This is a genomic window from Lysinibacillus sp. GbtcB16, assembly GCF_019091145.1.
GTDB lineage: Bacteria > Bacillota > Bacilli > Bacillales_A > Planococcaceae > Lysinibacillus > Lysinibacillus fusiformis.
In genome coordinates this window covers 1-24,412 of record NZ_JAGXJV010000003.1, presented here as the reverse complement: position 1 = coordinate 24,412, position 24,412 = coordinate 1, and the positions used below count along the sequence as shown (strand labels likewise).

23 protein-coding genes and 1 pseudogene are annotated in these 24,412 nt (G+C 37.8%); 3 read left to right on the top strand and 21 right to left on the bottom strand.

Going from position 1 to position 24,412, the window contains the following annotated elements; translation table 11 throughout:
- Positions 1-66 precede the first annotated feature (66 nt).
- The 15 genes from KVT27_RS14990 to lplA all read right to left on the bottom strand — a co-directional run bounded on the left by KVT27_RS14990 (position 67) and on the right by lplA (position 14,481).
- Positions 67-609 carry an acyltransferase gene (locus KVT27_RS14990; RefSeq protein ID WP_036120261.1) on the bottom strand — a complete coding sequence of 181 codons (543 nt, stop codon included), beginning with the start codon at positions 607-609 and terminating at the stop codon, positions 67-69.
- Between the two features lie 5 nt (positions 610-614).
- Positions 615-1,256: a pyrophosphatase PpaX gene (gene ppaX / locus KVT27_RS14985; protein ID WP_150906913.1), complete on the bottom strand. Its 642-nt coding sequence runs from the start codon at positions 1,254-1,256 to the stop codon at positions 615-617.
- Between the two features lie 13 nt (positions 1,257-1,269).
- Entirely contained in the window at positions 1,270-2,091 is an 822-nt protein-coding gene (gene lgt / locus KVT27_RS14980) for a prolipoprotein diacylglyceryl transferase (RefSeq protein WP_008173278.1), read from the bottom strand.
- Between the two features lie 45 nt (positions 2,092-2,136).
- Positions 2,137-3,072, bottom strand: coding sequence for an HPr(Ser) kinase/phosphatase (gene hprK / locus KVT27_RS14975; protein ID WP_025116542.1), 936 nt, complete (start codon positions 3,070-3,072; stop codon positions 2,137-2,139).
- Between the two features lie 121 nt (positions 3,073-3,193).
- The gene (gene cccB / locus KVT27_RS14970; RefSeq protein ID WP_008173280.1) at positions 3,194-3,511 is read right to left on the bottom strand and encodes a cytochrome c551; all 318 of its coding nucleotides are present in this window, start codon (positions 3,509-3,511) and stop codon (positions 3,194-3,196) included.
- A gap of 51 nt (positions 3,512-3,562) precedes the next feature.
- On the bottom strand, positions 3,563-4,405 hold the full coding sequence (locus tag KVT27_RS14965) for a YitT family protein (protein ID WP_036120271.1): 843 nt from the start codon (positions 4,403-4,405) through the stop codon (positions 3,563-3,565).
- 172 nt (positions 4,406-4,577) lie between these two features.
- On the bottom strand, positions 4,578-5,807 hold the full coding sequence (locus tag KVT27_RS14960) for an EAL and HDOD domain-containing protein (RefSeq protein WP_036120274.1): 1,230 nt from the start codon (positions 5,805-5,807) through the stop codon (positions 4,578-4,580).
- 171 nt (positions 5,808-5,978) lie between these two features.
- Positions 5,979-6,623 carry a VTT domain-containing protein gene (locus tag KVT27_RS14955; RefSeq protein ID WP_225316111.1) on the bottom strand — a complete coding sequence of 215 codons (645 nt, stop codon included), beginning with the start codon at positions 6,621-6,623 and terminating at the stop codon, positions 5,979-5,981.
- 255 nt (positions 6,624-6,878) lie between these two features.
- A complete protein-coding gene (locus KVT27_RS14950; RefSeq protein WP_036145679.1) occupies positions 6,879-8,426 on the bottom strand; it encodes a fatty acid--CoA ligase family protein in 1,548 nt (515 codons plus the stop codon).
- 142 nt (positions 8,427-8,568) lie between these two features.
- Positions 8,569-10,503 carry an FtsX-like permease family protein gene (locus KVT27_RS14945; protein WP_036120280.1) on the bottom strand — a complete coding sequence of 645 codons (1,935 nt, stop codon included), beginning with the start codon at positions 10,501-10,503 and terminating at the stop codon, positions 8,569-8,571.
- Complete coding sequence (locus KVT27_RS14940) at positions 10,475-11,251, bottom strand: ABC transporter ATP-binding protein (protein ID WP_025116535.1); 777 nt, start codon at positions 11,249-11,251, stop codon at positions 10,475-10,477. Before KVT27_RS14940 ends, KVT27_RS14945 begins: the two co-directional genes overlap by 29 nt.
- A gap of 12 nt (positions 11,252-11,263) precedes the next feature.
- Entirely contained in the window at positions 11,264-11,689 is a 426-nt protein-coding gene (locus KVT27_RS14935) for a hypothetical protein (RefSeq protein ID WP_208705211.1), read from the bottom strand.
- Positions 11,690-11,700: 11 nt separating this feature from the next.
- On the bottom strand, positions 11,701-12,684 hold the full coding sequence (locus KVT27_RS14930; protein ID WP_036120285.1) for a sensor histidine kinase: 984 nt from the start codon (positions 12,682-12,684) through the stop codon (positions 11,701-11,703).
- Positions 12,684-13,388 carry a response regulator transcription factor gene (locus tag KVT27_RS14925; RefSeq protein ID WP_036120286.1) on the bottom strand — a complete coding sequence of 235 codons (705 nt, stop codon included), beginning with the start codon at positions 13,386-13,388 and terminating at the stop codon, positions 12,684-12,686. Before KVT27_RS14925 ends, KVT27_RS14930 begins: the two co-directional genes overlap by 1 nt.
- Before the next feature lie 100 nt (positions 13,389-13,488).
- Entirely contained in the window at positions 13,489-14,481 is a 993-nt protein-coding gene (gene lplA, locus KVT27_RS14920; RefSeq protein WP_036145682.1) for a lipoate--protein ligase, read from the bottom strand.
- A 144-nt stretch (positions 14,482-14,625) separates the two neighbouring features.
- Here lplA and yhfH point away from each other — a divergent pair, with 144 nt between their 5' ends.
- Positions 14,626-14,751: a protein YhfH gene (yhfH, locus tag KVT27_RS14915; RefSeq protein WP_008173294.1), complete on the top strand. Its 126-nt coding sequence runs from the start codon at positions 14,626-14,628 to the stop codon at positions 14,749-14,751.
- Between the two features lie 197 nt (positions 14,752-14,948).
- Here yhfH and KVT27_RS14910 read toward each other — a convergent pair whose 3' ends face one another.
- The 6 genes from KVT27_RS14910 to KVT27_RS14885 all read right to left on the bottom strand — a co-directional run bounded on the left by KVT27_RS14910 (position 14,949) and on the right by KVT27_RS14885 (position 21,555).
- A complete protein-coding gene (locus tag KVT27_RS14910; RefSeq protein WP_036120290.1) occupies positions 14,949-17,138 on the bottom strand; it encodes a YhgE/Pip domain-containing protein in 2,190 nt (729 codons plus the stop codon).
- Between the two features lie 131 nt (positions 17,139-17,269).
- Positions 17,270-17,842, bottom strand: coding sequence for a TetR/AcrR family transcriptional regulator (locus tag KVT27_RS14905; RefSeq protein WP_008173298.1), 573 nt, complete (start codon positions 17,840-17,842; stop codon positions 17,270-17,272).
- Positions 17,843-17,963: 121 nt separating this feature from the next.
- Positions 17,964-18,491, bottom strand: coding sequence for a FixH family protein (locus KVT27_RS14900; RefSeq protein WP_008173300.1), 528 nt, complete (start codon positions 18,489-18,491; stop codon positions 17,964-17,966).
- Between the two features lie 3 nt (positions 18,492-18,494).
- A complete protein-coding gene (locus tag KVT27_RS14895; RefSeq protein WP_008173302.1) occupies positions 18,495-19,883 on the bottom strand; it encodes a sensor histidine kinase in 1,389 nt (462 codons plus the stop codon).
- Positions 19,880-20,563 (bottom strand): response regulator transcription factor, encoded by a 684-nt coding sequence (locus tag KVT27_RS14890; RefSeq protein WP_008173305.1) that lies wholly within the window; start codon positions 20,561-20,563, stop codon positions 19,880-19,882. The genes KVT27_RS14895 and KVT27_RS14890 overlap by 4 nt, the downstream gene beginning before the upstream one ends.
- Positions 20,560-21,555, bottom strand: coding sequence for a YncE family protein (locus tag KVT27_RS14885; protein ID WP_191967648.1), 996 nt, complete (start codon positions 21,553-21,555; stop codon positions 20,560-20,562). The genes KVT27_RS14890 and KVT27_RS14885 overlap by 4 nt, the downstream gene beginning before the upstream one ends.
- A gap of 140 nt (positions 21,556-21,695) precedes the next feature.
- Between KVT27_RS14885 and KVT27_RS14880 the strand changes: the two genes are divergently transcribed.
- Together KVT27_RS14880 and KVT27_RS14875 are read left to right on the top strand one after the other, a co-directional pair.
- The gene (locus KVT27_RS14880) at positions 21,696-22,784 is read left to right on the top strand and encodes a glycosyltransferase family 2 protein (RefSeq protein WP_217581533.1); all 1,089 of its coding nucleotides are present in this window, start codon (positions 21,696-21,698) and stop codon (positions 22,782-22,784) included.
- Positions 22,785-22,953: 169 nt separating this feature from the next.
- Positions 22,954-24,412, top strand: a pseudogene (locus tag KVT27_RS14875) (collagen-like protein); the annotation flags it as partial.

The window sequence follows — 24,412 nt, the reverse complement described above, 5'->3', positions numbered from 1 at the left end:
ATACCAAAAACAAAAGCTACTCCCAAAAATTGTTGGGAGTAGCTTTTTAAACTTTTTGAACGTTTATTATTTTTTAGGTGTACACCATTGCACAATTTCATGACGCTTACGCTCTGCCATTTGCTCTGCTGTATAAATAATTTGCATTGGATTTCCTCCTGCTAGGCAGCCAGCCGGCACATCCTTATGTACAAGAGTAGCGGCCGAAACAATGGCGCCATCTCCAATTGTCACACCAGGTAAAATGGTAGAATTCGCACCAACCATTACTTCATGACCAATATGGACATCCCCTAAACGATATTCCTCTATTAAATATTCATGGGCTAAAATGGTCGTATTAAAGCCAATCACTGTATTATCTCCAATAAAAATACGTTCAGGATACATAGTGTCTGGCATAACCATTAAGGCTAGTGATGTTTTTTCACCAATGGTCATTCTTAAAAATGTTCGATAAAGCCAGTTTTTCACACGTAAAAATGGTGTGAAGCGTCCAATTTGAATGATAATGAAACACTTCATCACCTTCCAAAAGGACACCGTATCGTAGATTTTCCAAAGAGAATTCGCCCCTTCGACACGGTAACGTTCTGTTTTACGCGCCATCTAACTTACCCCTCTTTCACAATATCCAATAAATCCGTCATATGATGCAAAATATATTCCGGTTGATACTGCTGTAAGTACGCCTCTCCTTTAATCGCCCAAGCGACACCAGCTGCTCTGACTCCTGCACGATGCCCGGCTTCTATATCATGCGAATTATCCCCAATCATAATGGCATCATCTTTGCTGACACCTAAACGTTCCAATGCAAGTAATACTGGTTCAGGATCGGGTTTCACATTTTTCACATTATCTGTTCCAATACGGACATCAAATAGGTGTGTTGCTCCAAGGATAGATAGCCCACGATCAATTGTATCATTCCGTTTTGTCGAAACAATCGCCAATAATATTCCTTGCGCTTTTAATTGCTCTAATGTCGAAACAACATCAGGGTATTGACTAACAAGTTCATCATGATGCTCTAAATTCCAAGCTCGATATTTGGCTATTAAAGCTTCCTCTTCACCTGGTGCAATGTCATTAAATGTCTGCTTAAGGGATGGACCAATGAATTTCAAGCAATCTTTTGGCGAAAATTGCCCGGGAAATCTCTCATTTAAAACATGCATAAATGTTTGAATGATTAGTTCATTTGTATTCAGTAAAGTTCCATCAAAATCAAATAGTAGTGCCTTTACAGCCATATGTTACATCCCCTTATTTATTATCTAAGTATTTCATGGCTGGTTTAACCTTTATTCGACGATAAATAATGGCCCCAAGACCTACTACAATACTTATAATAGATACAATCTGCGCTGAGCGTAAATCGCCAACTAGGTAAAGACTATCTGTACGCATTCCTTCAATGAAGAAACGACCAATAGAATACCATATTAAATAACTGAAGAAAATTTCCCCACGATTTAAATTTACCTTCCGTAATACTAGTAAGATAATGAGCCCAATTAGATTCCACACGGATTCATACAAAAACGTAGGATGTACATAAGTACCTAATTCTTCAATGTACATTTGATTGATAATCCAATCTGGTAACATTAAATTTTCTAAAAATTCCTTTGATACAGGACCACCATAAGCCTCTTGATTCATAAAGTTGCCCCAGCGACCGATAATTTGTCCAATTAAAATACTAGGCGCTGCAATATCCGCTACTCGTAAAAAGCTTACATTTTTAATACGAGTAAATATGTAAGCCGTCACAAATGCGCCAATTAACGCACCGTGTATAGCAATACCGCCATTCCATATCTCAATGATTTTACCTGGATTTTCACTATAGTAATCCCAGCGCATTGACACATAATAAATGCGCGCACAAATGATGGAAATCGGAACCGCCCACAATAATAAGTCTGCCAAAAAATCTTCAGGCAGTCCTCGTTTTACGGCCTCTCGTTGGCCCACCACATACGCTAAAATAATACCCGATACGATAAGCAATCCATACCAACGAACTGGAATTGGCCCTAAGTGAAAGGCAATCGGGTTAATTTGTAAAAGTAATAAATCCATCTTTTGCTCCTCTCCAACTATCTATTACCAAAGAACGGTTAACTTTTAATCATCTAATACATCGTTTGACGAAATAACTTCATCTAAACGTCTTGAAAATTCTTCAGCCGCATTTACGCCCATTTTCTTCAATCGATAATTCATCGCTGCCACTTCGATAATTACAGATACATTTCGTCCTGGCCTTACAGGAATTGTTAGTTTCGTCAATTCCGTATCAATGATTTTCATCTTTTCTTCTTCTAAGCCTAATCGATCATACACTTTTTGAGGGTCCCAAATTTCCAGCTCAATAATAAGTGTAATACGTTTATACGGGCGGACTGCACTTGCACCAAATAGTGTCATAATATCAATAATGCCGATGCCTCGTATTTCCAGTAAATGCTCTAAAAGAGGAGGTGGACTACCAATTAATAAATTTTCTGATTCTTGTCGAATCTCGACACAATCGTCGGCTACTAAACGGTGACCTTTTTTGACAAGCTCAAGAGCTGTTTCACTTTTACCTACGCCACTTTTACCAATAATCAGTATACCAATGCCATACACATCAACAAGGACACCATGTGCAGCTGTCATTGGTGCTAAACGCCCCTCTAAATAGTTCGTCAATCTACTTGAAAACTTGGTTGTTGTCATATGTGTTTTAAAAACTGGAACATGCTTTTCGTTGGAAGCTTGAATCAGCTCCTCAGGTACTTCTAAATCCCGAGAAATAATAATGGCAGGTGTATCCTGGGAACAAAGTAAGCGCATCCGCTCAAGCTTGATATCTGTTGGTAACATTTCAAAAAATGACAGCTCTGTTTTGCCAAGCAATTGTACTCGATTGGCTGGATAATGTGTAAAATACCCTGCCATTTCAAGTCCTGGTCTTGAAATATCACTTGTCACGATCGTTCTGCCGATTCCTTCCTCACCTGCTAATAACTCTAACTTAAATTTCTCCATAACATCTCTCGTTAATACTACGACCAATGAAAAAGCCTCCAATCAATGGATAAGGTTCTCCTTATTTTAGCATGTCTATGTATAAAAGAAATGTATTTACTCTTCACAAAAAAACTAGCGGCTCTCCAGTCCGCTAGTTTTTGAAGTATTATTTTTTAGTAGCTAACCATTTAGCAACTGCTTCAGCATCTGCGCCTTTTACAATTCCTCCAGGCATGCCACCTTTACCATTATTAATAATATCTAAAATTTCCGATTCCGATAAACGAGAACCTACATCGTTTAATGCTGGTCCATTGGCACCTTGTAGCTCGCCACCATGACATGTCACACATGATTTCATTGCGATAGCTTCTCCATCTGGAGCAGTGGCACCTTCATTGTTAGTTGCCTCTTTATCTCCGCCTCCACAAGCTGCTAAGAAAATTGCTGAACCGAACACTAATGTTAACATTGCTTTTTTCATTAGTACCCCTCCTCATAATCGATAATACCTTACGCCGCCATTATACCAAAATTATGCACGTTTGAAACCTTCTCCTAATACCTCATAAGCATCCGAAACGATGACAAACGCTGATGGGTCAACGCTTTTAATGAGTTGTTTCAGCTTTGTGAATTCTGTCTGATAAACAACAACCATAAGAACTGGTCGTGCCTCTCCTGTATAGCCCCCAAATGCTTGTAACTTCGTTACACCCCGATTGACTTCTGCATAAATGGCTTCACGTACTTCGTCTTGTTTCAACGTAATAATATAGACCATTTTGGATTGGCTAAAACCTAGCTGAATAATATCAATCGTTTTGGTTGTTACATAAAGTCCAATTAGGGCATACAAACCTTTCTCTAAATCGAAAACAACTGCTGCACTAATCGCTATGATTCCATCTATTAACAGTACACTTGTACCAAGCGTTAATCCAGTATACTTCGTAATGATTTGCGCTAGTAAATCAGTGCCACCAGTAGAAGCATTCCCTTTAAAGACCAGTCCTATTCCTAATCCCACTACAATTCCGCCAAAAAGAGCTCCAAGCAAAGGATTGTCCGTCCATGGCTCCCAGCTATTTGTTAGCAAGACAATAAACGGTAATGTAATCGTACCAATAAATGATTTTATGCCAAATTTTTTGCCGAGTAATAAAACACCAGCAATAAATAGTGGAATATTAAAAGCATACTGTACAATACCTGGATTCCAGCCAAATAACCCATGCAAAATCGTACTAATTCCACTTACCCCTCCGGAGGCAACTTGATTTGGTAATAAAAATACATTAAAACCAATAGCAATCACTGCTGCTCCTACAATAACATACACATAGTCCACAATGTTTTCCCTAACATCATGTTTCATTTCCCCACGCCCACTTCAACTATCAGAATTTTTTTAAGACGAGATGATTATAGCAAATACTTTACACATTGAGAACTTCATCTTGATGAAGAGATTAGCGATTGTGGAGGATAAAAATAAGCTATCTTATACGAATGTAAGATAGCTTTTTGTTCGAAATATTGGCACTTACTTAAAATGATTTTTCTGCCCATTCCATTGCCTCATAATATAGAAGATCCATATCATTGAGCGGTATATTTAATTGAGCACCTAGCTCCTCTAAACGCTCCCAATCTAATTTACCTAGAGCGATACTAAATTCTAGAAATGGCGTCATCTCTGTTTCGTGGCCTAAAATTGTATTTGTAATATCTTCTGAAAACGGTAGCTGATACAATATGCTACTCATAGGTCTTTGCAGTAATGTATCAATGAGTGAAAACATACCTACAAGGAAATATTCCGAAAAATTCTTTTTGTAAGAGAGCTTCGCTAACTTCTCACAAACTTTTGCTCGAAACAAGGACATACACATCACTTCTTTGAAAAGATCTGAATCCGCATCAATATCAATTTCTCGCATCGCTAATAGATAAATCCATTTTCGCAAATTGGATATACCTAATAACACAATTGCTTGTTTAATGGAGCGTACTTTAGATTTTGAACGCTTAGAAGAATTATTGATCATTTGTAATAATTTATACGTCAAAGAAATATCTCGTTCGATATTTTCTGCTAATAATTGAATATTAGGTTCTTCTTCTTTTAGCAATGAAATGATATGAATATACTGAATCGTATTTGCAGGTATATCTGTTGCTTTTATAATTTGAGGTTGTTCAAAGAAATAGCCTTGAAATAAGACGTATCCAGAAGATTTAGCCACTTCAAATTGATGCCGAGTCTCTACTTTTTCAGCGAGCAATTGAATATGTGGATAATTTCCCTTTACTTTATTTTCAATCTCCATTCTTTTAACCATCGATGTTGCTAGAAAATCTACTTTTATATAATCAACTTGTTCAAATAATTCATCATAGATTTCAACATGTTCATCCATAATAAAATCATCTAATGCAATTTGAAATCCATATTTTTTTAGCTCCACCACGCGTTTCACTAATTGTGATGTCAGTGGAACATCCTCTAAAATTTCAATGACAACTTGTGAAGGATTTAAAAATTCATGAATGGAGCTCATTAATAAATTATCAGTAAAATTAACAAAACCTGGCTTACCTTTTGTGACTTCTTCAAAACCAATTGAAAGAAATGAGTTCACCAGTACATCAATAGTTGCTGCATCTGAATCAACCATTGGAAAGGCATTAACATTTTTGCCACGATATAATAATTCATACGCAACGACCTGTTCGTGAAGATTAAAAATAGGCTGCCTGCCAATAAATACTTCCATTTCGTTGCCCCCATTTCTCCACATTCTAGTAATTAATAGTATAGCATTTTTTACGACCTGATGCTTATACTTCCATATAATTTATCATCACCATTATAGATTTACTAGTGCTTTTTTCTACCTAAAAATAGACAGTCCCAGTGATGTGGCATCACGTTAGGACTGTCTAAATTATTTGCTAACTTTGGCTTTTATCGCACCAATCACAGCAGGAACGACAGAGATAAAAATAATCAATATAAGTACAACTGAGAAGTTATCTTTAATAATAGGAATATTACCAAAGAAATAACCAAGTAATGTACAGCTAAATACCCATAAAATAGCACCTAAAATATTATAAAGTAAGAAGTAGCTATAATTCATTTTACTTGCTCCCGCTACGAATGGGATAAATGTACGAATAAACGGCATAAAACGAGCTATTACTATTGTTTTTCCACCATGTGTATTGAAGAATTTTTCAGCTGCTTCCATACGTTCTTTTTTCACAACTCTTCCGAGAAGGCTCTTTGGAGGAATCGACGTTCCAACTTTATGACCAATATGATAATTCATTGTATCACCTAAAATGGCCGCTGCTAAAAATACTGGTATTAATATCCACATATCAAAGGCTCCCATTGCAGCAGCCAATGTACCACTTGCAAATAGTAATGAATCACCTGGTAAGAATGGGAAAATAACGACGCCTGTTTCTACAAAAACAATGGCAAATAAAATAAGATAACTCCAATTGCCAAAATCACGAATGATTTCTTCTAAATGCACATCGATATGCACAATAAAGCTTATTAACTCCTGAATGAGTTCTATCATGTTTTTGTATGCTCTCTTTCAATAGTATTTTTACCTAAAAGCTTTGACGTAGCCTTACATCAAAGGGTTCCAGTTTTGTACGTCTTTTTACATTACTTCCTCACTATATGACAAGCTATTGAAAAGTATGTAGAAGATTTCACAAGTTTGATTTTATCACTTCCAGATAACTTACCTCAACTGATTTTACTATTATACGAATAATGTACACAAAAAAAGAGCTACCATTTTTCAATAGTAGCTTTTTTCGTTTTATACTTTTTCTTTTAAGGAACGGCGAAGTATTTTTCCAGTCGTATTTTTAGGCAATTCATCCATAATTTCAATGACCTTAGGCACCTTATATTTCACCATATGCTTACCACAATACGATAGAAGTTCTTCCGTCGTAGTGGCCGCCACCTCTTTTAATACAACATATGCGTGAACTGCCTCTCCTAAGTTAGGATCAGGGAATCCAACTACCGCTGCCTCTACAATGTTATTATGGGCAAACAATACTTCCTCGACCTCTCTAGGATAGACATTAAAGCCTCCTACAATGATCATATCCTTTTTACGATCGACAATATAAAAATAGCCTTCGTCATCCACTCTTGCTAAATCGCCTGTATAGAGCCAGCCATCCCGGATTGTCATAGCCGTTTCCTCCGGCATTTTATAATATCCCTTCATTACGTTAGGGCCACGTACTATTAACTCCCCAACCTCGCCAACAGGTACTTCCTGACCGTTTACATCGACAACTCTATTTTCCACATTGCTAATCGATGTACCAATAGATCCAGCTTTACGGTCACGATCCAAAGGATTAAAGCACGTCACAGGTGATGCCTCTGATAAGCCATATCCTTCTGACACACGCACATTAAATTTCTGCTCGAAATTATGTAATAGTGCAACTGGTAAAGATGCTCCTCCTGAAATAGCTAAACGAATTGTCGAGAAATCTTCAGGATTGCCCTCAGGTAATTGGTATAAGAAATTATACATAGTTGGTACCCCAGCAAAGACTGTTGCTTTTTGCTCTCGCGCTAAAGCAAAAATTTCTGTAGGGCTAAATCTAGGTGCTAGTAAAACTGTTGCTCCACTTAATAATGGCGCGTTTACAACAACTGTTAAAGCAAAGACATGGAATACAGGTAATGTGGCAATGACACGATCCTTTTCTTGGATACCTAAATAATGGGCAACATCACGCGCATTTGAATAGACATTTTCATGCGTAAGCATCGCTCCTTTTGGCGTGCCAGTAGTACCCGAAGTATATAAAATAATAGCATTGTCATCATCTGCCACTTCTACAGGTTGTAAAGATTGAGAAGTATTCGCGACAATTTGTGTAAATAAATGAGTTTTTTCTTGCGCACTTGGTGATAAAGTAGCTATTTTTTCCGCTATATCTGCCGTTGTTTCACAAACTACAAATGCTTTTACCTGCGGAAATGCTTGTACACCTTTCTCCACCAATGGTAGTAAAAGATCCAGCGCAATAACTGCTTTTACATCGCCATTATGCAAAATATAAGAAATTTCATCTGGTGTATAGATTGGGTTAACAGGGATTGCCGTTGCCCCTAAACGCATTGTTGCATACAAAGCAATTAAATAATGTGGTGTATTGCCGAGTAAAAACGCCACATGATCCCCTTTTTCAACACCTAAATCTTGTAATCCCTTTGCGAAACGACCCACTGTTTGCTCGAATTCTCCGTATGTCGTATCTTTCCCCATAAAATGATACGCAACTTTTTCCGGCTGTTCTGTTGCCTGTTGACGAACACGTGAAACTAAATTCAATTACACCATCCCCTTATCGTATAAAATGAATCGTTATTCAGTAATATTATATAAGAAATATATGTAAAAAACAATCAGTCTTTTTATTTCATGTCATAAATTACGTTAAATAATTCATTTTTTTCTCTTTTAAACAAATACATTACGAACGAATATGAGAAATGTATCGCCAACGAATTAAATAAAAATACACTACTTGAATTAATACAAAAAAGCCAAAAGCAAAGAATACTTCTTTTACAATAGAAATATTCGCGATATCTTTCAAAATGCCCTGTACCATTAGAAACGCAAAGGCACTGTGCATCATAGCAACGCCCCATGGTAAGAAAAATTGAGGAAATAAATGGCGGTTAACAAGCTTCTTTAACTCTATATCCGTTAAACCCATACGCATTAAAACATCAAATTTACGCTTTTCTCTCTCTAGTGATGTATGCAATTTAAAATAGATAAAGCTTCCTGCAGCCAGTAAGAATACGGTAGCCACTAGAACTCCCACTAATGTAAATAATGAGTAGGTAGCTAATATATAAGAATAATTTAAACCGGCATTTTCAAAGTAAAATGGACTGAATTTATCCTTTTTAAGAAAATATAAATTGGATTCTAAATAATCGATGTCCTTACCGACTTCCTTCGTTTCCATCCACTGTGGAATAACAAATGTAAATAAATGATAGCTTGGTTGAATAATGTTTTTCTCAGAAATAGGAAGAATAAGCTTTGCAAAATCTTCATCACTAATAACGATCGAGTTGACGCTTACAATTGAACCAGGAAATACAATCTTAGGATAAACACTATCAATCGTAATTGGTATCGAATTTTCTTCAAGCACTGTATGCACAACTCTATTTTTTAATTTTTTTAGTGAATCCTCTGAATAAGGAATAAATACCGCTTCACCGGAATCAAGATTTAGAAGTGGATAGCTATAGGAAGATAGCAAGACATTCATATCAGACTCACGAAAAACCTCTACTTCATTTTGCGTGAAAGAAGATGTTTGCTTAACAACAACAAAGCGGGACAGCTGATAGGATAACCCCTTCTCTTCTAATTGCAGACGCAAAGAATTTATATGCTCTCGCTCAAAAGGATTATCAATATCGCCCTTATAAACTAAACCCAATGGATTTAAACGATCATATTGGGTTGTGTAAGAAGACATTGTCGCTAATACACCTACAGATAAAAATGCGAGTGTGGAAACCATAGTAACAACAAAAAACATTTTCACATTATCCATCATAATATGAGTTTGCTCAGCTAGTGAGAGCAGACGATAGCGTTGCCAATGAAATTTACGTTTACCTCGTGCTAAGTCTAAAAAACACGGAACGGAATCGCTGAAAAAATAATAAGTACCAAATGTTGCTGAAAATGGTATTAATAGCGTGAGTCCTATTAAAGACGTATGTCCTACAACAAACGCGAGAATATACGTCCCTAAAATTAAAGTAATACCGTATATAGCCCGAATTTTGGAATAGGTTGTTAAACTATTTAAATAATCGCTACCTTTAATTAGATCTCGTAATTTCCTCTCTCGTGTAAAATATACACTAATAAAAGAAATGACGACAAAGGCACTTGTGAATACGCCTATTGTCAGTAGGAATGGCTGCCAAGAAACATACAATGGTAACTCATCCAAATGTAAAATTTCCCGTACAATCATGAAAAAGAATTTTGAAAAAGAAAAGCCAAAAACAATTCCTACAATAATGGAGCCTGCCCCAATAATCATTGTCTCAAGAAAGACAAGTTTATTCATCTGACGCTTTTCCATTCCTAGATGCAATAACATCGCAAATTCATGTGATCTAGCCTCTAAAAAGGCACTCATAGAATAGTATAAAAAGAATAACGTAAAAAGGACGAGTACAATTTCAGCACCCACCATGCCAATAAGTGATACTTCTCCTAATATTCCGCGTTCAATATCAGGATGAAACATCAGCATTGAATAGATAAAAAATACAGCCACAGAAAAAAAGCTCGCCATGAAAAAGGCACCATATATCCGGCTGTTCCGTACGACATTACGGTAAGCGAATTGTCGAAAGGTCACCTACTTGCCCTCCTCCTAGTAAGCTCAAAACATTTAATATACGTTGGAAAAACATTTGACGACGGTCATCTCGATAAATTTCATTGAAAAATTCGCCATCTTTTATGAATAGCACTCGATCACAGTAACTTGCTGCAATTGGATCATGCGTGACCATCACAATCGTCGTGCGTTTATCTTTATTTACTTTCGTTAAAAGTTCAAGTACATCTCGTGAAGAATTCGAATCTAAATTCCCTGTTGGCTCATCTGCTAAAATGAGACTTGGGTTATGAATAAGTGCTCGACCTATGGCTGTTCTCTGTGCTTGTCCACCCGAAATTTCATTTGGACGCTTGTGCAAGAAGGGTGTCAAATCTAACTTATCGACAATATTAGCCAGCCGTTCCTCCATTACCTCTAATGGTTGCTGGTCCAATGTTAACGGCAACACAATATTCTCCTCAACTGTTAGCATATGCAGAAGATTGAAGTCCTGAAAGACAAAGCCTAGCTGCCTTCTTCTAAAGTAGGCTAGCTCCGTTGCATTAAGCTTATGAGGATTCATGCCATCTAAAATTATCTCTCCACTCGTTGGTTCATCAATAGTAGAAATAATATTCAATAATGTTGTTTTACCACTTCCGGAAGGGCCCATAACTGCTAAAAATTCGCCTTCTTCCACCTCAAAGCTCAATTGATTTAAGGCACGATGTGTGACCTTGCCTTCATAAACTTTTGTCACATCTTTAATTTGTAATATAGGCATGCTAAATTCACCTTATTTCTTCATTAATTCTAATGATTGCGGTAAAAGCCACTGTAATACAACTTCAAAGCCGATTTGAAAATGGGGCTCTGTTAATCCTAAAACGGACTCTTCCGCTACCAAACTAAAACAATACTCTCCTATAATGACATCCCAGGCATCCATTTCTCCCTCGAGAATGTCACCATATACAGTGTAATGTCCACTATACATAATCTGTTGACCATCAACAGGAAACGCATTTAATAATGTTGGTTGTTGTAAGTTTAACCCAAGGATATTTGAAAAATGCAGTAGATCTTCATTTAGCACTTCATTTGCCATGACGAAATTTTGATAAGATACTTGATCGCCCTCTTGCAAATGTGTCATAAAAAGAGACTTTGTTTTCTCTTTATCGATATTTAATAGCCAGCCTTCAATGCTTACTTCTGTCATCCTAGCTCCCCCTAATTTGTAAAAGTCACTGTAACAATCGTCCCTTTTCCTACCTCTGATGAAATAGCCAATTCATGTCCAAGCTTCTCGCAAATTTCCTTGGCTAAATAAAGGCCCATCCCAGTAGACTCTCCTGTTTTCCGCCCATTTTCACCAGTAAAAAAGGCCTTCGTAACACGTGAAAGGTCAGAAGCTGGAATACCAATTCCCTCATCGCAAATGGCTAGCTGTACATAATCATCCTTTTTAATAGCAGAAATGACTATTTTTTTATTGGCTTCAAATGTGTATTTCACTGCATTGGTTACAAACTGACCGAGAATGAAGCGAAGCCATTTCGAATCACTCGCCACAATAAGATCATCTTCAATATGAATTTCAGGGAATACTCTTTTCGTAATAAATAAACGTTTATTCTCATTAACAGTTGCAGTCACTATGGACTTTAATGCAACCTGTTCTACTTGCATATCATCTTCGAAGTTTTCTAATCGTGCATTTACAAGCACCATGTCTAAGCCTCTACGTAAACGATCAATTTCCTCCTGTACATTTTTCTTATCAAGAGGACGATCATCCTGCAGCAGTAACTCTATAACAGATATGGGTGTTTTCATCTGATGCACCCACTGATTCATAAATTGATCATGACGTTTTTGACTAGCGTATAATGAATGCAGCTCATGTTGATAGAGTCGATATAGCTCATGCATATATTTCTCTGATTGCATTGCTTCTGGCGTTTTGGCGTTTTTTTGTAACACATCCTCCATGGCTGTTGGTAGCTGGGATATTTTCAACAAATAACGTTGCCGCATTAAATAGCGAACAAGTAAAAATGAACAGAGCAGCACAAGACTGATACAAAAGGAATATATAGCTGTATCGATATTTCTGAATCCATCTAGTCCATATAAGACCATGATGAAGCCAACTAATAAGAGCTGAAATACAATAAATGATGCATAATCACGTAAAAATAATTTCCAGCCCACTATAATTCACCTGCACTCAATATGAATCGATAGCCTGCGCCACGCACAGTTTCAATAGTTGATGCAATTTGATAATCCGCTAATTTTTTACGGACGCGAGTCATATTCACATTCAACGTATTTTCATCGACAAATGCTTGATCATCCCAAAGTTCCTCTAATAGTTGCTCCCGTGTTACTACTTTCGGGGCATTCCCCATAAGCAATTCTAAAATAATGCACTCTTTTTTCTGGAGTGGGATTTCTAAATCATTTTTATGCAGCTCCATCCTCTCTAAATGAAGAATAAGCTGCCCTTGCTTAATTGTCCGCTCCTCTTGCCTTGTAGCATACTCACCATATGTACGACGCAAATGACTACGAATTTTAGCCAAGACAATTTCATAATTAAAGGGCTTTGTAATAAAATCATCGCCCCCATTTTCAAGTGCAAAAATTTGGTCCATTTCCCCTGAGCGAGCAGAAATAAAAATAATCGGACACGTTGTATGTTGACGTAGCTGACGGCACCAATAGTAGCCATCATATGAAGGTAAATTTATATCAAGCAGCACCATATGTGGATTAAATGCTGTAAATTCTTCTATAAGATGATCAAATTCTTGAATGGTTTCAACTTCGTATTGATATTTTCTAAGCGTTTCCGCTAGTAATGATGCAATCTTCACATCATCTTCAACTATGAATATTCGATGCTTTTCCATATCAACACTCCTTTCTAACTATATTGTATCAAAAAAAGGTTCGACGACATAATTGTCAGCGAACCTTTAGGCTAAATCATTACATGAAATCGAATTTTTCTTAATAAATTAATTGTAAAAAGTCTTCTGTTGAAATTCCACCAAAATATGTAGGAATATCAATATCTGCTAATGCTTCTGCTATAGCCGTTCTATCATGGTTTGTCCCAACTAAGCGTTGTTCTATATCAGTCATATCCCCTACACCAAAGAAATCACCAAAAATATGTGCCTCTTCAATGACACCATGATTAACTTCAAGGCGAATATCAATGCCTCCTGTTGGGAAACGGTGCGTCTTTTGAATATTAAAGCGCGGTGATTTACCATAATTCCATTCCCATGTTTGATAGCGTTCTGCTGAAAGCTTATGAATATTTTCCCAATCTTGATCCGTCAGTTCATAATAACGAATGTTTGCTTCGCCACCGAAAATGGATTTTAAAATTTCAAGACGAAATTCTTCAATCGACATCTTCTCTTTTAAAAACTCCGAAATGTTTGCAACTCGAGAACGAATGGATTTAATTCCTTTAGATTCAATCTTATCCTTTTTGACTTTCAAGGCTGACACAACGGCATCTATTTCAGTATCAAACATCAACGTACCATGGCTGAACATACGGCCTCGTGTAGAAAACTGGGCATTTCCAGAAACTTTACGCCCCTCTGCAAGAATATCATTACGTCCTGAAAGCTCTGCATTCACACCCATTTTTGCCAAAGCATCTACTACTGGCTGCGTGAATTTTTTATAATTCATAAAGCTATCGCCATCATCGTTTGTAATAAAACTGAAATTAAGATTTCCTAAATCATGGTACACGGCTCCACCACCAGACAAACGGCGAACAACAATAATGTCATTATCCTCTACATAATCCGTATTAATTTCTTCAATGGTATTTTGATTTTTACCAATAATGATGGACGGCTGGTTAATATAGAAAAGTAGCACTGGCTCCTTTTCAACATCCATTGTTTTAAGTAAATACTCCTCAATAGCAAGGTTAACACGCGGATCATGGATCCCTTTATTATCAACGAAAATCATAGTTTACGTTTCCTCCTTCACAAAATATCCATATTTATTTTAACGCAAATTAGGCATTTTGTGTTGACGAAAAGCATCTGTTATAATACACTAGAAAATATCAGAACAGTAATAGTACAGATGAACTTAAAGGAGGAGTCCACAATGTTAGAAAACGTAGTTGAATTTTTCAAGAATTTACCTGCTAAGCAATGTACAGAGTGCGGTGAAAAAATTGAAGAACAAAGTGAATGCTACTGCAACACTTGTGAAAAATGTAACCACCTATAAGCATTTGCCTATTCTGTAATTGTCATTTACGTGCCCCACACGTAGTCATAATGACAACTTCATCATATTATGATGAACCTTTAATTAAATCTCTTACACTTACAAAACAACAGCTGATACGCTCATATCAGCTGTTGTTTTTTGGCGTTTAAAATCAAATAAAGCACCCACCTCAGTTGGTGAGTGCTTCAACTATTTTAGTTTTCCTCAGCTATTTTAGAGTAACGTTTGTTATGCAGTAGCATGAAATAACCGAATGTGATGGCTAAGAATGCTACTAAGAAGCCAGCTAAAACTCCATAGTTTTGCATTAAGAATGACGTATCGCCAGTAGAAATGCTTGATTTAAATGCTTGAACCGTATAAGTCATCGGTAATAGTTTGTTAAATACTTGTAATGGTGATGGAATTAATTCAAGTGGGAAAGTACCTGCACTTGTTGTTAATTGTAAAATCAATACAACAATTGCCATGAAACGTCCTGGATCACCAAAGATCGAAACAAGCATTTGGATTAATGCTAAAAATACATAGCTTGTTAATAATGCTGTTAAGATAAAGTAGCCCATGTTATTGACTTCAAGTCCTAGACCCCATTTAACAATAACTACTGTTAGTACTGTTTGCACTAAACCTACGACTGCTAAAACAGTCACTTTACTTGTGAACCAAGATGCACCATTTTTTGGTCGAATAGCTGGTTCAACAAGTGGGAACACAATTGAAATTAATAATGCACCTACGAATAAACCTAGAGAAATAAAGTATGGTGCAAAACCTGTACCATAGTTAGGAACATGGTTGACTGATTCTTTTTCAACTTCAACTGGACTACCTACCATGTCGTAAGTGTCTTGATTAGCTTTTACTTCATTTGCTTTTTCACTTGCCTCACCTAATTTGCCTGATAATGTAGACGTACCGTCAGCAAGTTCTGTAGAACCATCTGCAAGTGTTGCAGAACCTTGTGCTAGCTCACCAGATTTTGAAGCAAGGGTAGATGTACCTTGATTTAATGTCGTTGTACCATTCGCTAACTCATTTAAACCAGATGCCAATGTTTTAGAGCCTGTTACAGCTGTATTCACACCCGCATTTAGTTCCCCTAATTTTGCAGCTAATGTTGCATTACCTGCTTGTAGACCTTTGGCACCTTCCACTAAAGCATTACTTTTTGCTGTTAGAGCATTAGCACCTGCTAGCACCTCAGCTTGCCCTGCTGCAATTTGACCTGCACCTGAGCTTACTTGATTAGCACCAGCTTGTAATTTTTCTGTACCTGTAGATAATGATGTTAAACCGTTGTGCACACTAGCACTACCTGCTTGTAGCTCTGCTAATGTTTGCTTTAATGCCGCTGCTTGTTCCTCTGGCATTGAAGCCATCATTGTTTGTAACTGGTTGGATAACGCTGTAATACCTGCTTCTACCTTAGCAGAACCAGCGGTTAATTGGTTGGCTGCACCATTTAATGCACCTGCATTTTCAGCAATAGAAGCTGCACCTGCACTAATTTGTTGCTGTTTATCATTTAAAGTGTTTAAACCTGCGCCAACTTTAGCAACACCTTGTGTATATTGTGATAATCCTTGCTCAAGGCTAGTTGCACCATTGGCAGCTTGCTGAGCACCTTGTTGTAATTGTACTGTACCATCTTGAAGTTTAACTAAACCACTAGATAAATCATTCGCACCTTTTGCAGCATCTCCAGCACCTTTTGTTAATTTATCTGTACCATTTGATAGTTCAACTGTACTTGATGCTAGCTGTTCAAGATAACCTTTTAAATCTTTTGCACCGTTCGCAACTTTTTGGGCACCTTCATCAAGCTTATTAGAGCCATCAGCGGCTTCTGTAAAGCCATCACCAAGTGTTGCGATAGAATCAAATAATTTTTCAGCGTAAGTTGCTGAAACTTGTGAATTCACTTCTGCACGGACACGATCCATTGCAGTCTCACCAATTTGTGCACCAAGGAAGTTAAGCCCTTCGTTTGGAATGTAATTCATAACCAATTTTGATGGTTTGTCATCTAATAATGTTGTAGCATGCTCAGAGAAATTTGTTGGAATTTCTAGAATCATATAATAATCACGGCTATTTAAACCTTTTTCGGCTTCTTCTTTTGAGACCTCTATAAAGTTAAACTGCTCGCTATCTATCAACTTATCAACTAAGGTATCCCCTAAGTCTAATTTTACGTCATCCATCTCAGCACCAGTATCCTCATTAACAACAGCTACTGGAAGATTAGGAAGCCCTGCATAAGGATCCCAAAACGCCCATAAAAACATACCCGCATACATTACTGGAATAAATAATACAGCAATGATGGAAACAAGCATTTTTCTTGTTTTAAAGATCTTCAGCCACTCAGCTTTAATCATATAATATCCTCACTCCTAAACTATTTGACCGAAAACGTCATTCAGTCATTTTTGTTCAAAAAAAATATAAACCCTTCAACCTTTGCAAAAAGAACACTTGATTCGACACTTTAGTGAATATCGAAATCGAATCAAGTTAGAATTAAACCTCGAAAGATTGTCTCCTTGAAAAGATTAAGAATCTTCTCTTCAGGGATCACATCACCGTGTAACTCATGCCAATCGACAACAAATGCAAGATAGGCCTTTAATAGTAAGTAACTAACCAGCTCTGCATCACAATCTCTAATTTCACCTTTATTAATACGTCGCTGAATTAACTCTGCAACATACGATAAAATTTCTGTCTCGATGCGTAGGAGCACCTGTTTAACAGCTGGTGTACGTAGTTCTTTTTCTTCCTCTATTAACTTCGCAAATAAAAGATGTTTTTCACGGAACTGTAGCATTTTCATTAAAGCATTATGTGCATTATCCATAAAGCTTGCTGATGCATCCAACACTGCATCCGCTTCACCCTTCATCTCTCGAACTAGTGACATAGCGATTTCCTGAAATAAAATCTCTTTATTTGCAAAGAATGTATAAATCGTACCTTTACCGACATTAGCTATCTTTGCCACTTGCTCCATTGTTGTTGCTTTGTAGCCAAACAATGTGAAAGATTTTGCAGCTGCTTCAAGAATTTCCTGCCTACGATCCATTAGTAACACCCTTTCTTGTTAGGTTATGTACATCAAAAGTACACTTTCATAAAAATGACCAGAAAACCATTCCGGTCATCTGGTCATTATCATATTCCTATTTTAAAAAAATTGCAAGTGTTTAATGATGATTTTCTTCATCTTTTTTTTCTTCAGTCTGATCAGTATCGTCAGAAGTGCCATTATCATGGTTCATCATGTTATTATCCATACTGTTATTGCTCTTTTCATCTTCTGGCAAAACTTGTGTCATATCGGGACTTCCTGCAAGAATTTCTTGCTTAGGCATGTTATGAACACCATTTGCTGTTGTATGCGCATACATATAATAAACCCCATCATGATCAAATGTAGTTGTCGCTTTATATACGCCATCTTTGTCTAATTTTCCATCAATCATTTGTCCTTCATCACGTTTCCCTGATTCCCACACCTCAAACTCTACTACAGCGTCATCAACATTTTTACCACCCTGCTCAACATGGGCCGCTAGCTCAATTGTTTCATTAAGTGGTACTTCTTTTGGTGTTAAAATTTCAACTTCCGGTATTTGTGGAACTTCTGGCTCCGGTAAAGCCTCTTCTTTTTTTTCTCCACAGCCTACCAATAAGGCAGGAACCGCAATTAGTGCAAATAACCATTTTTTCATTTTTTAATCCTCCATTAATGGCAATGTAATTTTAACGATTGTGCCTTTTTCAATAATACTTTTTATTTCCAATCTTCCCTGTAGCTGTTTTAATAATTGCTCTACAATCGATAAACCTAGTCCACTACCGCCATCTGCTCGACTCCGCGCCTTGTTAACACGGTAGAATCGCTCTGTTACGTGTGATATATCCTCTTGTGGGATGCCGATTCCATAATCTTTGATGGTGATTTGTGCACTTCCATTCTTTTCAAGAGCAACCATTTCAACCTTCGAATTTTCATACGAGTAATTAATAGCATTTTCAATAATATTTATGAAAATTTGTTTAAGCTTTACCTCATCTGCTTGAATAATTAAAGCATCGTCCACATCTAAATGTAATGTTATGTTCTTTTTATCAGCTTGATGTGTTAAGATTTTTTGAACCTCTCGTAAAGTCTCTCCCAGAGGAATTGGATACACTACAATGTCTGTTTGTTCATTTTCAGTTCTGGCAAGTTGAAGTAATTCGTTCGTCAACCTCTCCATTCGATTAGCCTCACGAACAATAAGCTGAATCGTTTCCTCTTTTTGATTTTCTGTGATGATGCCATTTTGCATTGCTTCACTATAGCCCTTTACATAGCTAATTGGTGTTCGTAACTCATGAGAAACAGTCGCTAAAAATGTTTTTTGTGCTTCATCCTCTTGCTGGATTGCCTCTGCCATTTTATTAAAGGTGCTTGATAATTTACCGATTTCATCTCGCGAATTTACAGGTACACGTGTCTCATAATTCCCGTAGGACATCTGTTCCACCGCAAGTTGCAAATCGTTTAATGGTCGCATAATATGCCGAATACCTTTATAAATTAAATAGCTTACAACCACTAAAAAAATGAAAGCACTAATAAATAACAGAATCACCCCACTATTAGCTAATTCACTAATTTTGGCTAGAGGGAAATAAATGTAAATGATTCCTTCTAATCTATTTTGATCGACAAGGGGCAAGACGACAGAAATTAGCTGTCGATCGAAACGAGGTTCATAGCCTATTTTTTGCACATAACTACCAGAAAGTAATTTCTGTCTTTCTTCAGGTCCAATTAATGTTTCATAATCTATATCAAATGGAACACAGGCACTTAATTCACGTGGATTTCTTACCGCAAATATATTTAAATTTGAATAATCGTTAAAACGTTCAATGTCTGCAATAAATTCATCCGTTACCTTTCCATTGTTATACATTGTCTGTAGCTTTAGGCCAACCTCAACCATTGTATCTTCGGTATCTTGTACATATAAGCGTTGGTATAAAAAATTCGTGAGGACATACATAAAAACAACAGTAATAATTAAAAATGCAAAAATTAACAACCAAATACGTGTGGCTATCTTTTTCATTCGCCAGGATCAAAGCGGTAGCCGACTCCCCAGACCGTTTGAATATGTGCAGCCGCTTCCTTTCCAAGCTTGATGCGTAAGGTTTTTATATGAGTGTCGACAGTTCGAGTCCCACCTACATAATCAATATCCCAAATGCGTTCTAATAATTGCTCACGTGTATAGGCATTTCCCGGATTTTTCATAAATAAATGGAGTAGTTCAAATTCTTTTAAAGTAAGGGGGATACTTTTTCCATCGACCGATACTTTACGTGCTATTTCATCTATTTTAATGGGGCCAAATACAACATATTTTTGCTGTAGCTCTGCAATATTTGCACCACTTCTTCTTAATACTGCGTAAATTCTAGCGACTAGTTCATCATGTGTAAATGGTTTAACAATATAATCATCACCACCAAGTGTAAGACCCTTCACTTTGTCATCATTGGCGTCACGTGCTGTCAGGAATATAATCGGAACATTGGACATAGCCCGTATACTTTGACACACAACAAAGCCATCCTCATGCGGCATCATTACATCAAGCAGCACTAAATCAATTTTCTCACGTACAATTATATCGTATGCCTCAGTACCACTCGCAGCAGTAAATGTTTCAATATCAGAGTTATTGAGCATCATTTCTATTAGGTTCCGCATATCTTGCTCATCATCAACTATTAATACAGTTGTCATTGTTTTTCCTCCCTTACTAACAGCTGAAAAGCACCTTTCCCGACATCAACTGTTTTTTCCTTCTGGCCATCTTTTATAAAGTGCAATTTGTGATCGTCATAGCCGGCGACAACAATATAGTCTTTAAATTGATTGACCACAAAAGGGTTTGCCCCTACTTCCTGTTGCCATTTTATATGACCATCAAAGTCAGCAACATATAACTCATTATGACCATGACTGACAACAAGTACAGCATCCTTTGTTTTTTTTAACCCTACTGGCATCAATGGCATGTTTATTTCACCATGCAATTGACCACTGCTCAAATCATATTTTTTAACCGAACTATTTGGCTTACTTCCTTCTCCATGGCCACCTATCCAAAGTTCATGAGTCTCGTCTACAATGGCTATTCCATGTGAAGATTTTTGTATCGGCCACTCCTGTTCAATTTGTAAATCCTTCATATTTAAAACAGATAATTTTGTATCTTTGAAATTTATCACATACAGCTTATCCTTATACGATGCCATTGACATAGGATAATTACCTACCCGCTTGGAGGCCAGCACGTTTCCTTCATGATCAAAGCTTGTCACTGTATTAGTTTTACTATTCGTTATAAAAAATTGCTTGATATTATCATCATAATACACATTCGTTGTACCAACCTCTACTTTTTGAGAATAGAGCTTTTCTCCAGTAGATAGTGTATAGACGTCGATGGTATTTAATTGGTGTCCGTATAAGAGAACTTGATCATCCCCTAGCAATGTTGCTCCTGAGTAAGCTCTATCAAATAACCACTTCGCTAATACATGCCCATTTTCATCAATAAAGTCCAATGATGGCTCTTGAATATTTAATGAAGCTATAAAATTTCGATCACGCTCAATCGATTCATACGATTTTTCAGTACAACCCGCTAACCAAACTATTTGTAGTAAAGAAAAAATGAAGAATGCCCATTTTTTCAACGTTATCACCTCTGCCCCTTTACTATACTTCACAATTGTGAAATTCGGGTGAAACTTGAAAGGTAAATTTATGACAAACCATAAAAATACATTTCACAATTCAATTGTATTCATCCAGCCAATACTTCCTTCTATACATATATTACAAGGATAATGGTAAGGAGGAATAAAATGTGGTTTCCATCAGCTTATGTATGATTGTGAAAAATGAAGAAGATGTCATCGGAAGATGTCTTGAATCTGTTAAAGGTTTAGTAGATGAAATCAATATTGTAGATACTGGTTCAACAGATCGAACAAAACAAATTGTTGCTCAATTTACAGATAGAATTTTTGATTTTGAATGGATCCATCATTTTGCCGCTGCCAGAAACTATGCCTTTCAGCAAGCAACGATGGATTACATTCTTTGGTTAGATGCAGACGATGTTTTTTTAGAAGAAGATCAAGAAAAATTTAAGGCGTTAAAGAATTCTCTTTCCCCTACTATTGATGCCGTTTCAATGAATTACAATCTTAGCTTCGATAGTGAAGGAAATGTAGATGCTTTAATAAGAAGAAACCGACTAGTAAAGAAAGAAAAAAGCTTCCAATGGATTGGTGCTGTCCACGAATATTTGGAAGTAGGTGGCGAATTAATCGATAGCGATATAGCGGTTAGTCACTTACCATTAAGTCATGACCATTCACGTAATATTACGATTTATAAGACATTAGTTGAATCTGGTGAAACATTATCACCACGAGATACATTTTATTTTGCCAATGAGTTACTAGATCATAGTCAATTTGAAGAAGCCATTTACTATTACGAATTATTTTTAACGTCAAAGCTAGGCTGGGTGGAAGATAATATTCGTGCTTGCTTTAAATTAGCGGATTGCTATTCAAATTTAAATGATCCAGAAAACAATTTTAGTGCTATATTAAGAAGCTTTGAATATGATGTACCCCGCCCTGAGGCCTGTTGTCGACTAGGTTATCATTTCATGGAGCAATATAAGAATTATGAAGCTATTTTCTGGTACGAACAAGCACTTATCATTAAACAAAATCCTAACGCTCCTTTTCAAAATAAAAGCTTCTCAACTTGGCTTCCTCACCTACAGCTTTGTGTTCTATTTGACCGTCTTCAACAATACGAACTCGCAAACGCACACAATGAATTAGCCGGCTCCTTTATCCCAAACGACGCAAAGGTTTTACACAATAAAAAGTATTTCGAGCAAACCTTAAAGTCTAATCAGACTGATTGCCAGTAATTCTATCGCTAGAATAAATAGGACAAAAAATTACCCATTAGTATTTAGCAGGACATTATGAATCTTCAAGCTTTATTAACAAACCTACTATTTACTATTAGTAAATAGTTATGTGTCTACCTCCTCTATCAATTCTCGGAATACGATATTTGAGAGAGGAGGTGAGACTTTGCATTTTGGAAATTATCTAAAACGAGTATGTAGTAAATGTAATTCTTTTCCTTGTTGTTGTAGAACTGGGCCTATTCCAAGTTGTCCAGTTTGGCCTGTAAAACCTACCGGAACTACTGGTGGTATTACTGGGGCTACTGGCGCTACGGGGGTTACTGGGACTACCGGTTCTACTGGCGCTACAGGCGTTACTGGGGCTACTGGCACTACTGGCGCTACTGGCGCTACTGGTGTTACCGGAGCTACGGGTGTTACTGGAACTACTGGTTCTACTGGCGCTACGGGTGTTTCTGGGGCTACCGGTTCTACTGGGGCTACCGGTTCTACTGGCGCTACGGGTGTTTCTGGTGTAACTGGAACCACAGGTTCTACTGGCGCTACGGGTGCTACTGGAACTACTGGTTCTACTGGTGCTACTGGGGCTACGGGTGTTTCTGGGGCTACCGGTTCTACTGGGGCTACTGGAACTGCGGGTGCTACTGGCGCTACGGGTGTTTCTGGTGTAACTGGAACCACAGGTTCTACTGGGGCTACGGGTGTTACTGGAACTACTGGTTCTACTGGCGCTACGGGTGTTACTGGGGCCATCGGCGCTACTGGCTCTACTGGAGCTACGGGTGTTACTGGGGCCATCGGCGCTACTGGCTCTACTGGCTCTACTGGCGTTACCGGAGCTACTGGTGCTACTGGAACTACTGGGGCTATCGGCGCTACTGGTGTTACTGGAACTACTGGTTCTACTGGCGCTACTGGTGTTACTGGAACTACTGGTTCTACTGGCGCTACGGGGGTAACTGGAACCACAGGTTCTACTGGCGCTACGGGTGTTACTGGGGCTACGGGTGTTACTGGTGTAACTGGAACCACAGGTTCTACTGGGGCTACCGGTTCTACTGGCGCTACGGGTGCTACTGGAACTACTGGTGTGACTGGCGCTACTGGTGATATCGGAGCTACTGGCTCTACTGGCGTTACCGGAGCTACTGGTGTGACTGGAACTACTGGTGTAACTGGGGCTACCGGTTCTACTGGCTCTACTGGCTCTACTGGCGTTACCGGAGCTACGGGTGTTACTGGAACTACTGGTGTAACTGGGGCTACCGGTTCTACTGGCTCTACTGGCGTTACCGGAGCTACGGGTGTTACTGGAACTACTGGTGTAACTGGGGCTACTGGAACTATTGGTGTGACTGGTGTTACTGGAACTACTGGTGCTACTGGTTCTACTGGCGCTACGGGTATAACTGGCGCTACAGGTATTACAGGAGCTACTGGAACTACTGGTGTGACTGGGGCTACTGGAACTACTGGTGTAACTGGGGCTACTGGTGTGACTGGTGTGACTGGAACTACTGGTGTAACTGGGGCTACTGGTGATATCGGAGCTACTGGCTCTACTGGCGTTACCGGAGCTACTGGTGTGACTGGGGCTACTGGAACTACTGGTGTGACTGGAA

Coding starts and splice junctions, on each gene's coding strand:
- KVT27_RS14890 (WP_008173305.1), bottom strand. CDS start 20,563: ATGACAACTGTATTAATAGTTGATGATGAGCAAGATATGCGGAACCTA.
- KVT27_RS14940 (WP_025116535.1), bottom strand. CDS start 11,251: ATGCCTATATTACAAATTAAAGATGTGACAAAAGTTTATGAAGGCAAG.
- KVT27_RS14925 (WP_036120286.1), bottom strand. CDS start 13,388: ATGGAAAAGCATCGAATATTCATAGTTGAAGATGATGTGAAGATTGCA.
- KVT27_RS14910 (WP_036120290.1), bottom strand. CDS start 17,138: ATGATTAAAGCTGAGTGGCTGAAGATCTTTAAAACAAGAAAAATGCTT.
- KVT27_RS14990 (WP_036120261.1), bottom strand. CDS start 609: ATGGCGCGTAAAACAGAACGTTACCGTGTCGAAGGGGCGAATTCTCTT.
- lgt (WP_008173278.1), bottom strand. CDS start 2,091: ATGGATTTATTACTTTTACAAATTAACCCGATTGCCTTTCACTTAGGG.
- KVT27_RS14895 (WP_008173302.1), bottom strand. CDS start 19,883: ATGAAAAAGATAGCCACACGTATTTGGTTGTTAATTTTTGCATTTTTA.
- lplA (WP_036145682.1), bottom strand. CDS start 14,481: ATGATTTTCGTTGATAATAAAGGGATCCATGATCCGCGTGTTAACCTT.
- KVT27_RS14900 (WP_008173300.1), bottom strand. CDS start 18,491: ATGAAAAAATGGTTATTTGCACTAATTGCGGTTCCTGCCTTATTGGTA.
- KVT27_RS14960 (WP_036120274.1), bottom strand. CDS start 5,807: ATGGAAGTATTTATTGGCAGGCAGCCTATTTTTAATCTTCACGAACAG.
- yhfH (WP_008173294.1), top strand. CDS start 14,626: ATGTTAGAAAACGTAGTTGAATTTTTCAAGAATTTACCTGCTAAGCAA.
- KVT27_RS14905 (WP_008173298.1), bottom strand. CDS start 17,842: ATGGATCGTAGGCAGGAAATTCTTGAAGCAGCTGCAAAATCTTTCACA.
- cccB (WP_008173280.1), bottom strand. CDS start 3,511: ATGAAAAAAGCAATGTTAACATTAGTGTTCGGTTCAGCAATTTTCTTA.
- KVT27_RS14965 (WP_036120271.1), bottom strand. CDS start 4,405: ATGAAACATGATGTTAGGGAAAACATTGTGGACTATGTGTATGTTATT.
- KVT27_RS14935 (WP_208705211.1), bottom strand. CDS start 11,689: ATGACAGAAGTAAGCATTGAAGGCTGGCTATTAAATATCGATAAAGAG.
- ppaX (WP_150906913.1), bottom strand. CDS start 1,256: ATGGCTGTAAAGGCACTACTATTTGATTTTGATGGAACTTTACTGAAT.